Here is a 16,639-nt window from a genome sequence, read left to right as displayed (position 1 = left end):
TCCGTTCCGGAACGGGCAGCAGCGCGGCACTAGAATCGGCGCAATGATTGCCTACCTGTCCGGCGTGGTGCGTGAGGTGCGCGAGGCGAGCGCCGTGGTCGTCACGGGCGGCGTGGGCTACGAGGTGCAGTGCCCGGCCGGCACGCTGGCGAAACTCGCGGTGGGCCAGCCGGCCGAACTGAACACCCGCTTCGTCGTGCGCGAGGACGCGCAGCTGCTGTTCGGCTTCCTGGACGCCGACAGCGTGCGGCTGTTCGACCTGCTGACCGGCGTGAGCGGCGTCGGCCCCAAGCTGGCGCTGGCGCTGCTGTCGGCCATACCGGTCTCGGCGCTCGCGCAGGGCCTGCTCTCCGGCGACGTCAAGCTGCTGTCCAGCGTCAGCGGCGTGGGCAAGAAGACCGCCGAGCGGCTGGTGCTGGAACTCCAGAACAAGGTGCCGGAGCATCTGGCCGCGCCCGCCACCGGCAGCGGGGGCCGCGCCGCGCCGGTCGCCACCACCGCTGGGCGCGACGCGGTGGACGCGCTGCTGGCCCTGGGCTTCCGGGAGGCGCAGGTGCGGGCGGCGGTGGCCGAACTGCTGGCCTCCGACCCCGCGCAGTCCGCCGACGCGCTGATCCGCCGGGCGCTGGGCCGCCTGCGCTAGCGCGAAACGCTCAGGGGCCGCTCCAGGGCCGGGCGCAGGTCGTCCACGCTGCCGTGGCCGCCCACGAACAGCGCGACCCCCAGCTCGCGCAGGAAGGCCGACAGCCACGCCTCGGCCGCGTCCGCGCTGTCCAGGGCCGGTTCCAGCAGCGGCCGGGCCACCGCGACCACCTGCGCGCCCAGCGCCAGGGCGCGGGCGGCGTCCAGGCCGGTGCGGATGCCGCCGGACGCCACCAGCGGCATGCCGGGCAGCGCCGCGTGCACCTCCCGCAGTGCCTGCGCGGTCGGGATGCCCAGCTCGCACAGGTCCGGCGAGCGCACGCCGCCGTGCCGCACGAGCTGCTCCACCCGCGCCCAGCTCGTGCCGCCGGCCCCGGCCACGTCCAGCGCCGCAAAGCCCGCGCCGGCCGCCGCGTGGGCGGTGGTCACGTCCAGGCCGTGCCCGACTTCCTTGAGCAGCGCGGGGAACGGCAGCGCCGGGATCACGTCCGACAGCCGCTCCAGCAGACCCCGCCAGCGCGTGTCGCCGCCCGCCTGCATGGCCTCTTGGAGCGGATTGGCATGGATCGCCAGCGCGTCGGCGCCGACGTCGCGCACAGCACGCAGGGCCTCGGGCACGCCGTAGCCCAGGCCGAACTGCGCGGCGCCCAGGTTCCCGACCAGCAGGACGTCCGGCGCGACGTCCCGCACGCGGAAGGTGCCGGCGACCTCCGGGCGTTCGAGCATCACGCGCTGCGAGCCGAGCATCATGCCGAGGCCGAGGCGCTGCGCGGCGACGGCGAGGTTGCGGTTGATCGTTCCCGCGCGCTCGGCGCCCCCGGTCATCGCGCCGATCAGCACGGGCGCGGCCAGCCGGCGGCCCAGGAACGTGGTAGCCAGCTCCACCTCGTCCAGGTTCACGTCGGGCAGCGCCCGGTACGGCCACGGCACGCGGTCCAGGCCGGTCGTGACTGTCTGGTACTGGCTCTGCGGCTGCAAGCACGCCTCGATGTGGTGCATCTTGCGGGCCTGGATGCCGCTGGGCTGGTCGTCCACCCGCCCAGAGTACCGGCGCGGCGCGGGCGGGGTGGTGGGCGATCCCCCGGTCGGGCCCGCCGCACCTGAAGCGCAGCGGCACCTGATGCACAGTTGACAGTTCTGGCATGGAGGGGTACTATTCCTGAGCGCTTCCGAGGAAAGCCCCTCTGGGACGCGAAATGTAACAGAAAACGTGCTTGGCACGGTATCGCAGGGTAGAGCAGTCTGGTAGCTCGTCGGGCTCATAACCCGGAGGTCGCAGGTTCAAATCCTGTCCCTGCAACCACTTCCCCCACCGCTTGGTGGGGCTTTTTCATGCCGGGTCACGCGGGGGGTGCGGAACCCCCCTGCCCCGCGCCGCGTACCCGGAAGCCGAGATGACCCTCCCCTTCCTGATCTTCCTGCTCGCGTGGATCGTCGGCATGATCGGCACCTTCGTGCCCGCCATGCCCGCCACCCTGATCATCTTCCTGGGCACCGTGGCCGCCACGCTGCTCGACGGCTTCCAGGCGTGGCCGGACATTCCATTCCTGCTGACCTTCGCGGTGATCACGGTGCTGATCATGAGCGTGGACAATGTCGCGTCCGCGTGGGGCGCGCGGCGCTACGGGGGGAGCCGGCAGGCGATGTGGGGCGCACTGATCGGCGGCATCGTGGGCCTGCTTCCGGTGATTCCCTTCGGCCTGATCGTGGGGCCGCTCGCCGGGGCCTTCCTGGCGGAACTGCTGGTGGTGGGCAAGTCCGTGCAGGACTCGCTGCGCTCGGCGTGGGGCACGCTGATCGGCCTGCTGGCGGGCATCGCCGCGAAGGTCGTGCTGCACACGCTGGTCGGCGTGTACGAACTGTGGCGGCTGTGGGATCCCGCGCACAGCCTCCTGAAGTAGGGCCGGTGAGCCAGCACCCGTGACCGGAGCCCGCTCCCGGTCTTGCAGAATCACCGACCCCAGGCCACGAGCGAGGAGCGGCGAACCGGTTCCCGGTCTACAGCCGGTGCCATTCCCCTTCGGAGATCACCTCGACCGTCCCGTCCGTGACCTTGAAGGCAGTCTCGTCGTCGACCGCGTAGGCCGGTGATCCCAGCGCGGCCGCCCACCGCTCGGCGGCCGGCAGGGTGTTCGACGGCAACTCCGGGTTGTTCAGGTGCGGGAAGATGGAGAAGTCGACCACGCCGAGCGTGTCGTCGCTGCCACTGGGAGGCGTCCAGCCCATGAACTCCCGCCCGATCCGGGGGGTCATCACCATGCTCCCGGCACTCAGGCCCACCCAGACCGTGTCGCGCAGCGTCGGCAGGAGTTCTGCCAGCCCGGACTCCTGCATCCAGTGGTGCAGGTACAGGGCGTCGCCGCCGTTCACCAGCAGGACGTCGGCCTGCTCGACCCACGGCACCCACCGCTCCCGGCCGATGCTGGGCAGCGCCGTGAGTTCCAGCACGCCCACGGACTTCCAGCCCAGTTCGCACATGGGGGTGTCGCGTTCCCGGCCGCTGATGAACCGCCACGCGTGGGTGGGGTTCGTGTGCGGGTGCCCGTACCCCGCCGTGGGAATACACAGGGCGGTGGCGTCGGCGACCGGCTTGCCCAGGAGATCGACCAGGGCCCGGTGGATGCTGGGGTTCTTTATGCCTGCGGACGTGAGCAGCAGTTTCATGGGTCGTCTCCTCGCCGGAGGTCGGGCGCAGTGCAGCGCCACCCCCGCCTCGTTCCGTCCCGGGCCGCAATGGGCTCTGAACGTAACGCGTGTGCTACTTTCACTCAGAACATAGCAGGAACGTGATCCGCCGTGCCTGCCCAGCGACTTCAGCCGGGGTACAGGCAGGTCACCCCGCCGATGGCCGGAGGGTCACGGTGCCCCTTCCACGCACCCCGTCTAACTGCCGGGCGGACGGGACAGCGCCGCGACGGCCAGCGGGGCCACGCCCACGAACTGCACGAGCAGCGCGGGCAGCAGCGGCAGCACGCTCCCCAGCGCCGCCCGCACCGGCTTGCCGGTCAGCGTGGCAAACGCCGGGAAGGTCAGGACGCACTGCGCGGCCGTGCCCAGCAGCGTGACCAGCAGCAGCAGCGCGCCGGCCTGGGTTCCGGCCGCCGCGCGCAGACCGGCGATCTGGAGATCGGCCAGTTCCGTGCCCGCCGCCCGGGCCGCCGCCGCACTGGGCAGCCACGCGGCGGCCGGGGTCAGCAGCGCCCACACGATCACCAGCACCCACAGCGGGACCAGCAGCGCGAAGCTCGCGCCGTACACCTCCGCCGCGCGGCCGGCCCGGCCCGCTCCGACAAAGCCCAGGCCCCACATCAGCACGGCGGTCAGCAGGCCCAGGAAGGTGCCGCCCAGCACGTCGATGATGACGCTGGACGCGCCGGGCACCGTCGCCCCCGCCGTCGTCGCGGCCCAGACCGTGGCGTGGCGGATCACCAGCGTGTACGCCACGCCGGACAGCACGGAGCTGAGCACCACCACGCCCAGGTAGCGCCACGCGCGCAGGGTGGTGGGCGCCAGCTCACGCGCGAAGACGCGCGGCCCGGTCAGCAGGGCGGTGGGCAGCGGTGCGGGCGGCTCGTTGACCTGGGGCAGCGGGTCGGGTGGGCGAACACGGCGGGTTCGGGGCATGCCGGGTCATCCTACCCGGCGGCGTGGGTGCGGCGCAGCCACCATGAGACCAGCACGGCGATCAGGGCGGCGTACACCAGCAGCATGAAGGCCAGCCCGAGGGCGCTGCTCGGCAGCCGGGCGGGCTGCGCGGCCGCGTGGGCACGCGCGTCGGCCAGCACGTCGGGCGGGATCAGGCGCAGGGCCAGCCACAGTCCGGCCGGCACCAGCAGCAGGTCGTCCAGGTAGCCCAGCACCGGCACGAAATCTGGAATCAGGTCGATGGGACTCAGCGCGTACGCGAGCACCAGCACGGCCACCACGCGGGCCGTCCACGGCGTGCGCGGATCGCGGGCGGCGAGCGCCAGGGCGTGCAGGTCGGCCTTCAGCGTGCGCGCCAGGCCCTTCAGGCGCTCCAGCACCGTCAGGGCGTCGCGCCGCGCAGCGAGCCGAACAGCTGCGTGACGGCCGGGAAGGTAGCGAGCATGGCGCCCACGCCGAACAGCACGATCACCACGTACGCGCCGCTCAGCCACGGGCCCGGCGCCGAGCGTTCCTGGGGGTCTGAGCGGGGCGTGAGCCACAGGTGCAGCACGACGAGGACGACCACCCCGAACAGCAGCGAGCCGATCGCCAGCGGGACTTTCAGCGAGGAGCTGCCCAGCACCGCGCCCGCCTGGGTGGCGTCACCCAGGTTCTTGCCGGCCAGGAACGACCCCAGCCCGACCGAGAGCGTGTTGTTCAGCGCGTGCACGATCACCGAGTTCCACACGCTGCCGGTGTGCTGCACCAGCCGCGCCAGCACGTATGCCAGCGGCAAGATCCCCGCCACGCTGGCCGGCACGCCGTGCGCCACGGCGAACGCGGCCGTGGTCGCCAGCGCGGCGACCGTGAACCCGGCAGCGCGTTCCTGGCCGCGCAGCATCAGGCCGCGGAAGGCGACCTCCTCGGCCAGCGGGACCAGCACGCCCGCCGCGAGCAGCATGGGTACCAGCGAGGGGCCGGTCGTGAGGAACTGCGGCACGGCACTGACCGAATCCGGGAAGAAGCTCACGTACGCCAGCGCGAAGGCCCGAGACACGAGAAAGGCCAGCACGAACGCGGCCAGGGCCAGCCCCCACGACGGCGGGGTGCGCCAGCGGGTGTCGTGCATCAGCGCCCGCATGGCCGGGCGGAAGGCCGTGAAGGCCACCACCGCCAGCACCGCGAAGGACAGCAGCAGCGCGCTCCCCAGCGGCAGGTTCAGGCCCACATGCACCGTTCTGCCGCCGGCGGGCACGTCCAGCCCCACTCCCAGGGCGGCGACCACGTTCTGCACGATCAGCAGGGTCAGAGCGGCGCGGTTGCCGTCCACGGCCCGGACGCCGGGCGCGCCGTGCGGCACGTTCGCGCCGGGGTGAACCTCGGGGGGAACGGAGGGAGTGTCCGGCCAGGTCATGCCCAGAGCCTACCCGAAGCGGCCCGGCCCCAGCCTCCGCCTGTGGGGGCAGACGCGGGGGCGATCATACGGATTCCGTCCGATTCCCGTCCCTCTGGGAAAGGACCGGATGCACGTCCATCTCCCGAAATCCGGACTTTCTCCTTCTCCCTCAGGTCAAGTTAAATCCCGCATTTCTGCAGGATTCAATCTGAGTCCATTCAGGCGGTCAGCACGCGGATCGCGCCGTCCAGGGCGTCGTCGCCGATCTGGTGGTGCAGCACGAAGCGCACCGAGTCCGGCCCCAGCGCGTTGGCGAGTACGCCCCGCTCGGCCCACGCGGCGCTGCGCGCGGCCGCGTCCGGGATGGTGGCATAGATGATGTTCGTCTGCACGGCCGCGAGGTTCACGTCGTACCCGGCGCCCACCAGCGCCTCCGCGAGCGTGCGGGCGCGGCGGTGGTCGTCCGCAAGCCACCCGGGGCCGTCACGCAGCGCGACCAGGCCGGCGGCGGCCAGGATGCCCGCCTGACGCATGCCGCCGCCCAGCATCTTGCGGTAGCGGTGCGCCTCCTTCATGAGCGTCGCGCTGCCCACCAGCACGCTGCCGACCGGAGCGCCCAGGCCCTTGCTGAGGCACACGCTGACGGTGTGGAAGTGCCGGGTGATCGCCGACAGGGGCACACCCAGCGCGGCGGCGGCGTTGAAGACCCGCGCGCCGTCGAGGTGCAGGGGCAGGCCCTCGTCGTCGGCCACGGCGCGGATCTGCGCCAGCACCTCCAGCGGGATCACGGTGCCGCCCGCCTTGTTGTGCGTGTTCTCCAGGCTGATCAGCCCGGTGGGCGACTGGTGCACCGAGTGGCGCACGGCGGCCCGGACGTCCTGCGGGGCGGGCACGCCCAGCGGCGCGGGCACGAAGCGCGGCACCACGCCGGAGAACGCCGCCATCATGCCCAGCTCCCACTCGTAGATGTGGCTGCCCTCGGCGCACACGACCTCCTCGCCCCGGCGGGTGTGCACGGCGATGCCCACCTGATTGGTCATGGAACCCGACGGCATGAACAGGCCCGCCTCGTGGCCGGTCAGGCGGGCGACCTCGGCCTGGAGTTCGTTCACGGTGGGATCCTCGCCGTACACGTCGTCGCCCACCACGGCCTGGGCCATGGCCTCGCGCATGGCCGGGGTGGGCCGGGTGACGGTGTCGGAGCGCAGATCAGCGATCACGGAAGCAGACATGCGCCCGATGCTACACGCCCCGCACGGGCGCCCGGCACACCGTCGGCAGCCGAGTCCATCATTCATGTCCAGCGGGGCGGTGCCCTGGGCGCCGCACGGCACGGTCTTCTTCACCCTATGGTACCGCCGTGACCCGGCCGGGCACCACTGGCCATTCGGCGGAGGCCACGTGGACGGCGCGGGTGCATCATGCCGGAGGACGGCGGCGCGCCGCGAACTCAGCGCCGCCCGAGGAGCCCCGATGCTGATCCACCTGATCCGAACGTACGCCCGGCCGTACCGGAGGGCCATTGCGGCTGTGCTGGCGCTGCAGCTCGTCACCACGCTCGCCGCGCTGTACCTGCCCACCCTGAACGCCGAGATCATCGACCGGGGTGTGGCCGCCGGCGACACGGGCTTCATCGTGCGCACCGGGGCGTGGATGCTGCTGTTCAGCGTGCTCCAGATCGGCGCGACCGTGTGGGCCGTGTCGTTCAGCGCACGCACCGCGATGGGCGTGGGCCGCGACCTGCGCGCAGCGGTGTTCCACCGGGTCGGCACCTTCTCGGCGCGCGAGGTCGCGCTGTTCGGGGCGCCCACCCTGATCTCGCGCACCACCAACGACGTGACCCAGGTGCAGACGCTGCTGTTCATGGCGCTGGCCATGATGGTCTCGGCCCCGATCTCCATGATCGGCGGGATCATCATGGCGCTGCGTCAGGACGCCGGCCTGTCGTGGCTGATCGTGGTGGCCGTGCCGCTGCTGATCCTGGGCGTGGGCGCGGTGATCCGGCAGATGCTGCCGCAGTTCCGGACCGTGCAGGGCGCCATAGACTCGGTGAACCGCGTGCTGCGCGAACAGATCACCGGCATCCGGGTGGTGCGGGCCTTCGTGCGCGAGGACGTCGAGACCGCCCGCTTCGCGGTCGCCAACGCCACCCTGACGGACGCGGCGCTGACGGTGGGCCGCCTCCAGGCGTGGATCTTCCCCATCGTGAGCACCGTGCTGAACGTGTCCACGGTCGCGGTGCTGTGGTTCGGGGCGGGCCGCGTGCAGGCCGGCGAGATGCAGGTCGGGGCCCTGACCGCGTTCATGGCCTACCTGATGCAGATCCTGATGGCCGTCATGATGGCGACCTTCATGTCCATGATGATTCCGCGCGCGTCCGTGTCGGCCGAGCGGATCGGAGCGGTGCTGGACACCGAGTCGTCGGTCGTGCCGCCCACGAACCCCGTGACCGCGCCGCCCCACGCGGCCGAAGTCGAAGTGCGGGACGTGTCGTTCCAGTACCCGGGCGCGCAGCACCCCGTGCTGGAGCACGTCTCCTTCACCGCGCGGCCGGGGCAGACGACCGCCATCATCGGCAGCACCGGGGCCGGCAAGACCACGCTGCTGAACCTGATCTCCCGCTCCTTCGACGCGACCGGCGGCAGCGTCCGCCTGGGCGGCGTGGACGTCCGCAACCTGGCCCTGGACAGCGTGTGGGCGCACGTCGGCGTGGTGCCGCAGCGGCCCTTCCTGTTCTCCGGCACGGTCGCCAGCAACCTGCGCTACGGCAAGCCGGGCGCCACCGACGAGGAGCTGTGGGACGCGCTGCGGATCGCGCAGGCCGCGGACTTCGTGGCGGCCATGGACGGCGGCCTGGACGCCAAGATCACCCAGGGCGGCTCGAACGTGTCCGGCGGGCAGCGCCAGCGCCTCGCCATCGCCCGCGCGGTCGTGCGCCGCCCAGACGTGTACGTCTTCGACGATGCCTTCAGCGCCCTCGACCTCGCCACCGACGCCCGGCTGCGGCGCGCCCTGCACCCCGTCACGCAGGCCGCGACCGTGATCGTGGTCGCGCAGCGCGTGTCCACCATCGTGGACTTCGACCAGATCATCGTGCTGGACGACGGCCGCATCGTCGGTCAGGGCACCCACGACGAGCTGCTGCTCACCTGCCCCACGTATCAGGAGATCGCCCGCTCCCAGCAGGCCGCCCAGGACGAGGTGGCCGCATGACCCGCGGCGAGGGAGTGAGAAGCGATGAGGAACGCGCCGCCGAGGCCCGGCGCGGCCCGGCCGGCGCGCGGCGGGGCGGGCCGCCCCACATGCAGATGGGCGTGCCCGGCGAGAAGGCGTCGAACTTCGGGCCGTCCGCGCGGCGGCTGCTGGCGCGGCTCGCGCCGTACCGCGCGCAGGTGGCGCTGGTCGTGCTGCTGTCGGTCGCGGGCGTGATCCTCGCAGCGGTCGGGCCACGGGTGCTGGGCCGCGCGACGGACCTGATCTTCTCCGGGTTCATCAGCGCCCGCCTGCCCGCCGGGACGACCCCCGAGGCGGCGCTCCAGGGCCTGCGGAACAGCGGCCAGGGCCGTCTGGCCGACCTCATAGGCTCGATGACGCTCACGCCTGGCCAGGGCATCGATATGGGCGCGCTGGGCCGCGTGCTGCTGCTCGCACTGGGGCTGTACCTGCTCTCGGCGGCGCTCCAGTGGCTGTCCGGGTACCTGCTGGCGGGCGTGGTGCAGGGCGCCGTGTCGAGACTTCGCACGGACGTCGCCGCCAAACTCAACCGCCTGCCGCTGCCGTACGTGGACGGCCAGCCGCGCGGCGAGCTGCTGAGCCGCGTCACGAACGACGTGGACAACGTGGGCACCAGCCTCCAGCAGACGCTGGGGCAGCTGCTGGTGTCGCTGCTGACGGTCGTGGCCGTGATCGGGATGATGTTCAGCGTGTCGTGGCTGCTCACGCTGATCGCGCTGGTCACCATTCCGCTGTCCATGGCACTCACCGGCGCGGTGGCCAAGCGATCCCAGGGCCTGTTCGTGCGGCAGTGGAAGCACACCGGGGAACTGAACGGCCTGATCGAGGAGACCTTCACCGGGCACAGCCTCGTGAAACTCTACGGCCGCCAGCGCGAGGCGGACGAGGCCTTCCGCGTGAAGAACGAGGAGCTGTTCAGCGCGGCCTACGGCGCTCAGTTCATCAGCGGCACCATCATGCCCGCGATGATGTTCCTCGGGAACCTCAATTACGTGGCCATCGCCGTGGTCGGCGGCCTGCGGGTCGCGTCCGGGCAGCTGTCGCTGGGCGACGTGCAGGCCTTCATCCAGTACTCGCGCCAGTTCACGCAGCCGCTGACGCAGGTGGCGTCGATGGCGAACCTGCTTCAGTCCGGCGTGGCCAGCGCTGAGCGGGTCTTTCAGGTGCTCGACGCGCCCGAACAGGTGCCGGACGCCGCCCAGGCCGTTCCCACCGTGTCCACTCCGGACGCGCGCGGCGAGATCCGCTTCGAGGACGTCAGCTTCTCCTACGACCCGGCCCGCCCGCTGATCGAGCACCTGAATCTGGTGGTGCACCCCGGCCAGACGGTTGCCATCGTCGGCCCGACCGGCGCGGGCAAGACCACGCTGGTGAACCTGATCCTGCGCTTCTACGAACTCAGCGGCGGGCGCATCACGCTGGACGGTGTGGACATCGCGCGCCTTCCCCGCCACGACCTGCGCTCGCGCATCGGCATGGTGTTGCAGGACACGTGGCTGTTCGCGGGCACCATCCGCGACAACATCGCCTACGGCCGCCCCGGTGCCACCGACGCCGAGATCATGGCCGCCGCGCAGGCCACGTACGTCGACCGCTTCGTGCACTCGCTGCCCGCCGGCTACGACACCATGCTGGACGACGAGGCCGGCAACATCAGCGCCGGGGAGAAACAGCTGATCACGATTGCCCGGGCGTTCCTGAAAAACCCTGACCTGCTGATCCTCGACGAGGCGACGTCCTCGGTGGACACCCGCACCGAACTGCTGGTGCAGCGGGCGATGGCCGCGCTGAGAAGCGACCGCACCAGCTTCGTGATCGCCCACCGGCTGTCCACCATCCGCGACGCCGACCTGATCCTGGTGATGCAGGATGGCCAGATCGTCGAGCAGGGCACGCACGAGGAGCTGCTGGCCCGCCACGGGCTGTACGCCGGGCTGTACGCGGCGCAATTCAGCGGCGCGGGAGGCGAGGCACCGCCGGCAGAGCGGGTGCCGGTTCAGGGGCGAACCGGATAGACTCGGACTCTGTGAGCAGACGTCTGGTTTCTCCGTCGCTTCAGCCCATGCCCAGACCTCACCTGCTGTGAGGCTGTGGGCATGACCATCACCCTGTTCGACCGGATGTGGGAACTAATGGGCAAGGAGTGTCCGGGGAAGCTCCCAAAAGAGCACCCTGTGAGGCTTGACCACCTCGGCCCGGACGGCTCCTGGCTTGTTGTCAGCCCAGACGGTGATTGGCTCGCCATTGTGGAAAAAGAGAATCAGATCCGGGTCCTCGATATCCGGACTGGACGGACTCGCTGGTGTGCACACCATCACCAGGACCCCGTGCTCAGGCTCGCGTGGAGCCCGGACAGCCAGACGCTGTTGACCAGCAGCGAAGAGGGCCATATCACCATGCTTCAGGCATCATCGGGTGCCGTCATCTGGACGTATCACGCTGGCGACTGGGCGGGGGGGCTGGACTTCAGTCCTGACGGCGGATGGATCGCGGTGGGCACCCATGCGGAGACGCTGCTCGTGCTCAGCGTGGCAGACGGCGAGGAACTGTGGCGGGCCGATCTCGGTTGTGCGGTGTATTCGACAGCGTGGAGCGCAGATGGAGCACTGATCGCCGCTGCGGGAGACCACAATCTTGTGGCTATCGTTCGTTCCGGGGGTGGATCAGTGATCTGGCGGCTGCCCATCAGCCGTCAGTTCTACACCTGGGATACCGTCCGCTGGCACCCCACGGCGCCGCGCCTGGCCGCGCTGAGATACAACGGTAGCGAACTGATCGTGTTCGACGCCCGAACGGAACAGCAGGTGTTCCGTGTGGCTGGGACGGACGTGCGGATGGTGGGTGTCGGAGGGCGACGGACTCCGCGTCGCACTGGACACGGGGGGCAGCCTTCGGTATCAATTGCCGCCGTCGGCTCCACACCCCTCTCCAATCACTCGTGCTCCACTGCCCGCTGCTCACCCAGTCGTCACCTACACCGAAGCGACGGCACTCCTGAGGATCGCGTGGCCGGACAACGACACCCTCCTGCTGACGCGGTTTGGCGAGATCGTCCGTATCCGGTACACGCGCCCACAGCCAGAGGTCATCGTGCCGGCGGACATCATTGATGCCACGCCCGGAGCCGGCGACCACTTTGTGTGGCGCGAAATCACTGCGGACACCGGCGAGGTCAAGTGGCATCCGTTCAGCGCATTCTGGAACGGCCTGTCCCCGGACTGACCCTCACGCGTTCGCCAGCGCCGCCCTGCGGTCCTCGATCACCTTCCTGGCAATGTGCTCCGGCACGTCCTGGTAGCCGTGCGCCTTGACCGAGAACGCGCCGCGGTCGCCGGTCAGGCTGCGCAGGTCCGCGGAGTAGTTCTGGAGTTCCGCCTGCGGCACCACGGCCGTGACGGTGATCACGGTGCCCTCGGGTTCCATGCCCTGCACGCGGGCGCGGCGGGTCTGCAGGTCGCCGATCAGGTCGCCCGTGAACTGCGCGGGCGCGCGGACCCTCAGGAGCATCACGGGCTCCAGCAGGCCCGGCCGGGCGCCCTCCAGCGCGTTTTTCAGGGCCAGGCTGCCGGCGGTGCGGAAGGCGATGTCGCTGGAGTCCACGTCGTGGTAGCTGCCGTCCAGCACCGTGACGTGGACGTCCTGGATGGGAAAACCGGCCAGCGTGCCGCGTCCCATGGCGTCCTGCACGCCCTTCTCGATGCTGGGGATGTACTTGCCGGGAATCGCGCCGCCCACCACGGCCGAGCGGAAGCCGTAGCCCTCGCCGGGCTCGATGCGGACCCTGCAGTCGCCGTACTGGCCGTGACCGCCGCTCTGTTTCTTGTGCTTGCCCTGCGCCTCGCTGGCGGCGTGGATGGTCTCGCGGTAGGGAATCTGCGGCGCGGTGGTGGTCACGTTCACGCCCAGCGCGGCGAGTTTTTCTATGGCAATGGTGGTGTGCATGTCGCCCATGCCGCTCAGGAGCTGCTCGCCCGTCTGCGGCTCACGCGTGAAGTGCAGGGTGGGGTCCTCCTCCATCAGGCGGGCGATGGCCGCGCCGATCTTGTCCTCGTCCTGCCGGGTGACCGGGTGGAGCGCGACGGTGTGCGCCGGGTCCGGCAGCCACAGCGGGTCGTACTCGATGGGGCTCTGCGGATCGGCGAGCGTGTCGCCGGTATGCAGGTCACCCAGCTTGGTCAGCACGCCGATCATGCCGGCGCGCAGTTCGGGCACCTCGGTCAGGTCCTTGCCGTTCATCACGTACAGGTGCGCGGGCTTCAGGTCCGCGCCGCGGGTGGTGTTGCGGACGGTGTCGCCGGGCTTCAGGGTGCCGCTCCACACGCGCACGTACGCGATCTTGCCCACGAAGGGGTCGATGCTCATGCGCCACACCCGGGCGCTGAAGGGAGCGTCCGGGCTGGGCTCGCGCGTCTGGCCGTCCAGCCCGGTCACCGGGCCGCGTTCCCGGGCCGAGCGCAGACCGTCCACCAGCAGGTCCGCCAGGGTGTCCAAGCCGACGCCAGTCGCGGCGCTCACCGGCAGCACCGGGTAGAGGCTGCCCGCGTGCACCGCGCGCACCAGGGCGGCGCGCAGCTCGTCCTCAGCGATCTCCTCGCCCTCCAGGTAGCGGGTCATCAGATCGTCGTCGGTCTCGACGATGGCGTCCACCAGGGTCTCGCGCGCTTCACGCAGCACGGTGCGCATGGCGTCCGGGGCGGGCTGCCCGCTGGCCGCCCGGCCGCTCAGGACCTCCACCACGTCCGTGAAGTCCGCGCCCTCCCCCACCGGCACGTACAGCGCGGCCGGAGCGCCCCTGAGGCTGGCCTTGATGTCGGCCAGCACCGCGAAGAAGTCCGCGCGCTCACGGTCCATCTTGTTGATGACGACGATGCGCGGCATGCCGAAACGGTCGGCGGTCGCCCACACGCGCTCGGTGCCGACCTCCACACCGCTCACGGCGCTCACCACGATCAGCGCGGCGTCGGCGGCGCGCACCGCTCCACGGATCTCGCGCACGAAGTCTGCGTAGCCGGGCGTGTCCAGGATGGTGATCTCGGTGCCGGCGTGGGTCAGGCGCACCACGCCGGTCGTGATGGAAAAGCCGTGGGCCTTCTCGGCGTCGGTGTGGTCGCTGGTGGTCGTACCGTCCTCGACCCGGCCCAGACGTGGAATGGCCCCGCTGCGGTGCAGCAGGGCTTCGGTCAGCGTGGTTTTGCCGGCGCCGCTGTGCGCGGCGACACTCACAATACGGACGGGCACGGGAACCACCGATCCTTTTGGGGTAGCGGACAGGGCTGGCGGACGGACGCCGGCAGTCGGTCAGGTGTGTGGAGGCGAGTGTACACCCGGCGCCGCGCCCGCATCAGCGCGGTGGCGTTCATCCGGTCGTCATCGGTGACCGGAGTGTCGTGGGGACGAACTCAGCGCTGCTGGTCGCGCACCGCCGCCAGGGTCTCCTCGAACTCGTCGAGGAAGTCGTCCTCCAGCGCGCGGTCGCGGATCAGGGCGTCCTGCTCGGTGGTCGCCTGCTCGCGCGTCCAGCGCACGCGCGCCTGCCGGGCGCCGCTCACGTTGCCCTTCCCGGCGATGAAGCGCGCCGCGTGCCGCACGGCCTGCGTGGGGTCGTCGGTGGGCGCGGTGATCGACAGGTTGCGCAGCCCGCCCTGGTCGTTCACCAGCGAGCACGTCACCTCCACCCGCATGCCCCGCCGGGCCAGGAACACCTGATCCACGCGCCACATGGACGTCGCGCGAATCGGCGCGGGGGCGGGGCGGGGGGTGCGGCGGGCCACGTCAGCTTCCGGCGGGCGCGGGGGCCTTCCACTCGCGGGCGGCCTCCAGGCCCAGCAGCACGCGCCCGGCACCCTCGGCCAGCGCCTCGAGTTCCAGCTCGCCGGGAATGACCAGCACCGGCGCGATCCACGCGAGCCGCCGCTCGATGCGGTCCACCAGATCGTCCCACTTGGCGATCCCGCCGGTGATGGCGATGGCGTCCGGGCGCCCGCTGAGCGCGCCGGTCAGCGCCCCGATGGCCCGGCACACCTGGTGCACAAAGGCGGCGGCGGCGGCCTGCACGTCCGGGTCGCTGGGCGCGCGGGCCTCAAGGTCCCTCAGGTTCGCGCTGCCCGCCAGCGACAGGAAGCCGCCCCCGGCCGCCAGCAGATGCAGCGCGCCGTCCTCACCGTGTTCGCGGACCAGGGCCAGCAGCATGCGCGCGGGCAGCGGGCCGCTCTGGAGGGCGCCCATGGGGCCGCCGTCCGGGCCGGTGCCGCTGGTGTCGATGGCGCGGCCGTTCTCGAAGGCCGTAACGCTGGTCGTGGCCCCGAGGTGCGCGACCACGATGCGGGATTCCGGGAAGCGCTTGCCGATCTCGTGCGCGGCGCGCCGGGCCACCACGCGGGTGTTCAGCGCGTGGAACTGCGCGCCGCGCCGCAGGCCGCGCAGCCCGGTCTCGCGCGCTTCGGGCAGCAGTTCGTCGATGCTCTGCGGATCGACGATATACGCGGGCACGCCGCGCTCCTGCGCGACCGCCAGCGCCAGCGGCCCGCCCAGGTTGCCCGGCAGCTGCGCCCGCTCGCCCTGCACGGCGTACTCGGCGAGCTCCGGCGTGACCGGATACGTGCCGGCGCTCACCTTGCCGATCAATCCGCCGCGCCCCACGATGGCGTCCGGCGCCGCCCAGTCCTGGGTGCGGGTCAGGATGCGCTGCGCGAGCCCCGGGATGTCGGCGGCGGTGGGTGGCGCGTCCAGCGGCAGTTCGTCGCGGGTCAGGGTCACGCGCAGCTGGCCGGGCAGGGCGGGGTTCGCGCTGGGCTCGATGACTGCGCAGGCGAGCTTCACGCCACTGGTCCCGGGATTGATCACGTGCGCGATCACAATGTGGCGCAGGCTAGCAGATTGCCCGTCGCGCCGCCCGGAGCCTGCAAACACAGGGCGGAGGGAACGGGCCAGCGCCCATCTCCCCCCGCCCACCCATGCGCGTCAGGCGCTGGGTTCGATCAGGCCGTAATGGCCGTCCTTGCGGCGGTACACGACCGCCGAGTGCCCGGACTTCATATGCACGAACACGTAGAAGTCGTGGCCGAGCGCTTCCATCTGCGCAACGGCGTCCTCGGGGCTCATGGGGCGCAGCTCGAAGCGCTTGGTGCGCACGATCTCGGCGCGGAACTCGCTGACGTCGTCGTAGCCGGCGTTCACGTCCGCCTCGGCAGGGCCGGGTTCGGGCTGCGGCACGGCGTCGTGGCGCTGCTTCATGTAGCGGGTCTTGAACTTCCGCAGCTGCCGCTCGAGGACGTCGCTGGCCTTGTCGATCGCGGCGTACATGTCCGCGTGGTGCTCCTCGGCCCGGATGATGCCGTGCGGGACGTTCAGCTGCACCTCGACCCGGTTGCGGCGGGCAGCGTCACGGACGTCGCGCACGGTCAGGGTGACGCGCGCGTCGGTGATCTGATCGTTGTAGCGGTCAAGCCGCATGAGCTTGTCCTCCACGTAATCCCGCATCGCATCGGTGACTTCGACGTTCCGGCCAGACAGCTTGTAGATGTGCACGGATTCACCTCACCTTTTCCGGCCCGGACACTGTGGAAGCGGACTCCGGATGCCGGTAGCCCACTCTAGGCTCCGCGTTCGTGAGCTGTCAGGCAAAGACCTCACAGCGAACCGGGGGAAATGGGGGTATGGTTGGAAATGCAGGGCCGTACTAGGCCGCGCCGACCGGCGTGGGGAGGGCCGCACGACCCACCCGATCTAAACACCTGATCA

General features: G+C 71.1%; 16 protein-coding genes and 1 tRNA gene. 7 read left to right on the top strand and 10 right to left on the bottom strand.

The annotated features are described in order from the left end of the window. The first annotated feature begins 43 nt into the window (after positions 1-43). On the top strand, positions 44-643 hold the full coding sequence (gene ruvA / locus HNQ07_RS01245) for a Holliday junction branch migration protein RuvA (RefSeq protein ID WP_184109058.1): 600 nt from the start codon (positions 44-46) through the stop codon (positions 641-643). On the opposite strand, the gene fni is transcribed toward ruvA, so the two are convergent. Beyond that, complete coding sequence (fni, locus tag HNQ07_RS01240) at positions 640-1,641, bottom strand: type 2 isopentenyl-diphosphate Delta-isomerase (protein ID WP_221274713.1); 1,002 nt, start codon at positions 1,639-1,641, stop codon at positions 640-642. The genes ruvA and fni overlap by 4 nt on opposite strands. 227 nt (positions 1,642-1,868) lie before the next feature. Between fni and HNQ07_RS01235 the strand changes: the two genes are divergently transcribed. After that, a tRNA-Met gene (locus HNQ07_RS01235) sits at positions 1,869-1,945 on the top strand. Between the two features lie 91 nt (positions 1,946-2,036). Continuing rightward, on the top strand, positions 2,037-2,543 hold the full coding sequence (locus HNQ07_RS01230; RefSeq protein WP_184109054.1) for a DUF456 domain-containing protein: 507 nt from the start codon (positions 2,037-2,039) through the stop codon (positions 2,541-2,543). A gap of 97 nt (positions 2,544-2,640) precedes the next feature. Here the strand turns inward: HNQ07_RS01230 and HNQ07_RS01225 are convergent, their stop codons facing one another. From HNQ07_RS01225 to HNQ07_RS01205, 5 genes are all read right to left on the bottom strand, one after another. Next, positions 2,641-3,306, bottom strand: coding sequence for a Type 1 glutamine amidotransferase-like domain-containing protein (locus HNQ07_RS01225; protein ID WP_184109052.1), 666 nt, complete (start codon positions 3,304-3,306; stop codon positions 2,641-2,643). Positions 3,307-3,525: 219 nt separating this feature from the next. Then, positions 3,526-4,266, bottom strand: a complete 741-nt coding sequence (locus HNQ07_RS01220; RefSeq protein WP_184109049.1) for a hypothetical protein — start codon at positions 4,264-4,266, stop codon at positions 3,526-3,528. An 11-nt stretch (positions 4,267-4,277) separates the two neighbouring features. Further along, on the bottom strand, positions 4,278-4,667 hold the full coding sequence (locus tag HNQ07_RS01215) for a YkvA family protein (protein ID WP_184109047.1): 390 nt from the start codon (positions 4,665-4,667) through the stop codon (positions 4,278-4,280). 2 nt (positions 4,668-4,669) lie between these two features. After that, complete coding sequence (locus tag HNQ07_RS01210; RefSeq protein ID WP_184109045.1) at positions 4,670-5,683, bottom strand: CPBP family intramembrane glutamic endopeptidase; 1,014 nt, start codon at positions 5,681-5,683, stop codon at positions 4,670-4,672. Between the two features lie 200 nt (positions 5,684-5,883). Beyond that, positions 5,884-6,897 carry a threonine aldolase family protein gene (locus HNQ07_RS01205; RefSeq protein WP_184109043.1) on the bottom strand — a complete coding sequence of 338 codons (1,014 nt, stop codon included), beginning with the start codon at positions 6,895-6,897 and terminating at the stop codon, positions 5,884-5,886. Positions 6,898-7,138: 241 nt separating this feature from the next. Here HNQ07_RS01205 and HNQ07_RS01200 point away from each other — a divergent pair, with 241 nt between their 5' ends. The 4 genes from HNQ07_RS01200 (at position 7,139) to HNQ07_RS23910 (ending at position 12,121) form a co-directional block, all read left to right on the top strand. Further along, positions 7,139-8,878: an ABC transporter ATP-binding protein gene (locus tag HNQ07_RS01200; protein ID WP_184109041.1), complete on the top strand. Its 1,740-nt coding sequence runs from the start codon at positions 7,139-7,141 to the stop codon at positions 8,876-8,878. After that, a complete protein-coding gene (locus HNQ07_RS01195; RefSeq protein WP_184109039.1) occupies positions 8,875-10,914 on the top strand; it encodes an ABC transporter ATP-binding protein in 2,040 nt (679 codons plus the stop codon). The genes HNQ07_RS01200 and HNQ07_RS01195 overlap by 4 nt, the downstream gene beginning before the upstream one ends. An 81-nt stretch (positions 10,915-10,995) precedes the next feature. Then, a complete protein-coding gene (locus HNQ07_RS01190) occupies positions 10,996-12,009 on the top strand; it encodes a WD40 repeat domain-containing protein (protein ID WP_184109037.1) in 1,014 nt (337 codons plus the stop codon). Next, the gene (locus HNQ07_RS23910) at positions 11,990-12,121 is read left to right on the top strand and encodes a hypothetical protein (protein ID WP_260322696.1); all 132 of its coding nucleotides are present in this window, start codon (positions 11,990-11,992) and stop codon (positions 12,119-12,121) included. The genes HNQ07_RS01190 and HNQ07_RS23910 overlap by 20 nt, the downstream gene beginning before the upstream one ends. A gap of 3 nt (positions 12,122-12,124) precedes the next feature. On the opposite strand, the gene HNQ07_RS01185 is transcribed toward HNQ07_RS23910, so the two are convergent. The 4 genes from HNQ07_RS01185 to hpf form a co-directional block, all read right to left on the bottom strand. Beyond that, positions 12,125-14,137, bottom strand: coding sequence for an elongation factor G (locus HNQ07_RS01185; protein ID WP_184109035.1), 2,013 nt, complete (start codon positions 14,135-14,137; stop codon positions 12,125-12,127). Between the two features lie 161 nt (positions 14,138-14,298). After that, positions 14,299-14,670: a hypothetical protein gene (locus HNQ07_RS01180; protein WP_373297939.1), complete on the bottom strand. Its 372-nt coding sequence runs from the start codon at positions 14,668-14,670 to the stop codon at positions 14,299-14,301. 1 nt (position 14,671) lies between these two features. Beyond that, the gene (locus HNQ07_RS01175; RefSeq protein ID WP_184109033.1) at positions 14,672-15,754 is read right to left on the bottom strand and encodes a butyrate kinase; all 1,083 of its coding nucleotides are present in this window, start codon (positions 15,752-15,754) and stop codon (positions 14,672-14,674) included. A 105-nt stretch (positions 15,755-15,859) separates the two neighbouring features. Next, a complete protein-coding gene (gene hpf / locus HNQ07_RS01170; RefSeq protein ID WP_184109031.1) occupies positions 15,860-16,426 on the bottom strand; it encodes a ribosome hibernation-promoting factor, HPF/YfiA family in 567 nt (188 codons plus the stop codon). Positions 16,427-16,639: the final 213 nt, after the last annotated feature.

The sequence above is a fragment of the Deinococcus metalli genome, assembly GCF_014201805.1.
In the GTDB taxonomy this organism is placed as follows: Bacteria; Deinococcota; Deinococci; order Deinococcales; family Deinococcaceae; genus Deinococcus; species Deinococcus metalli.
Note: the sequence above shows the minus strand (reverse complement) of the source record. Positions and strands in the feature narration are given on the sequence as shown.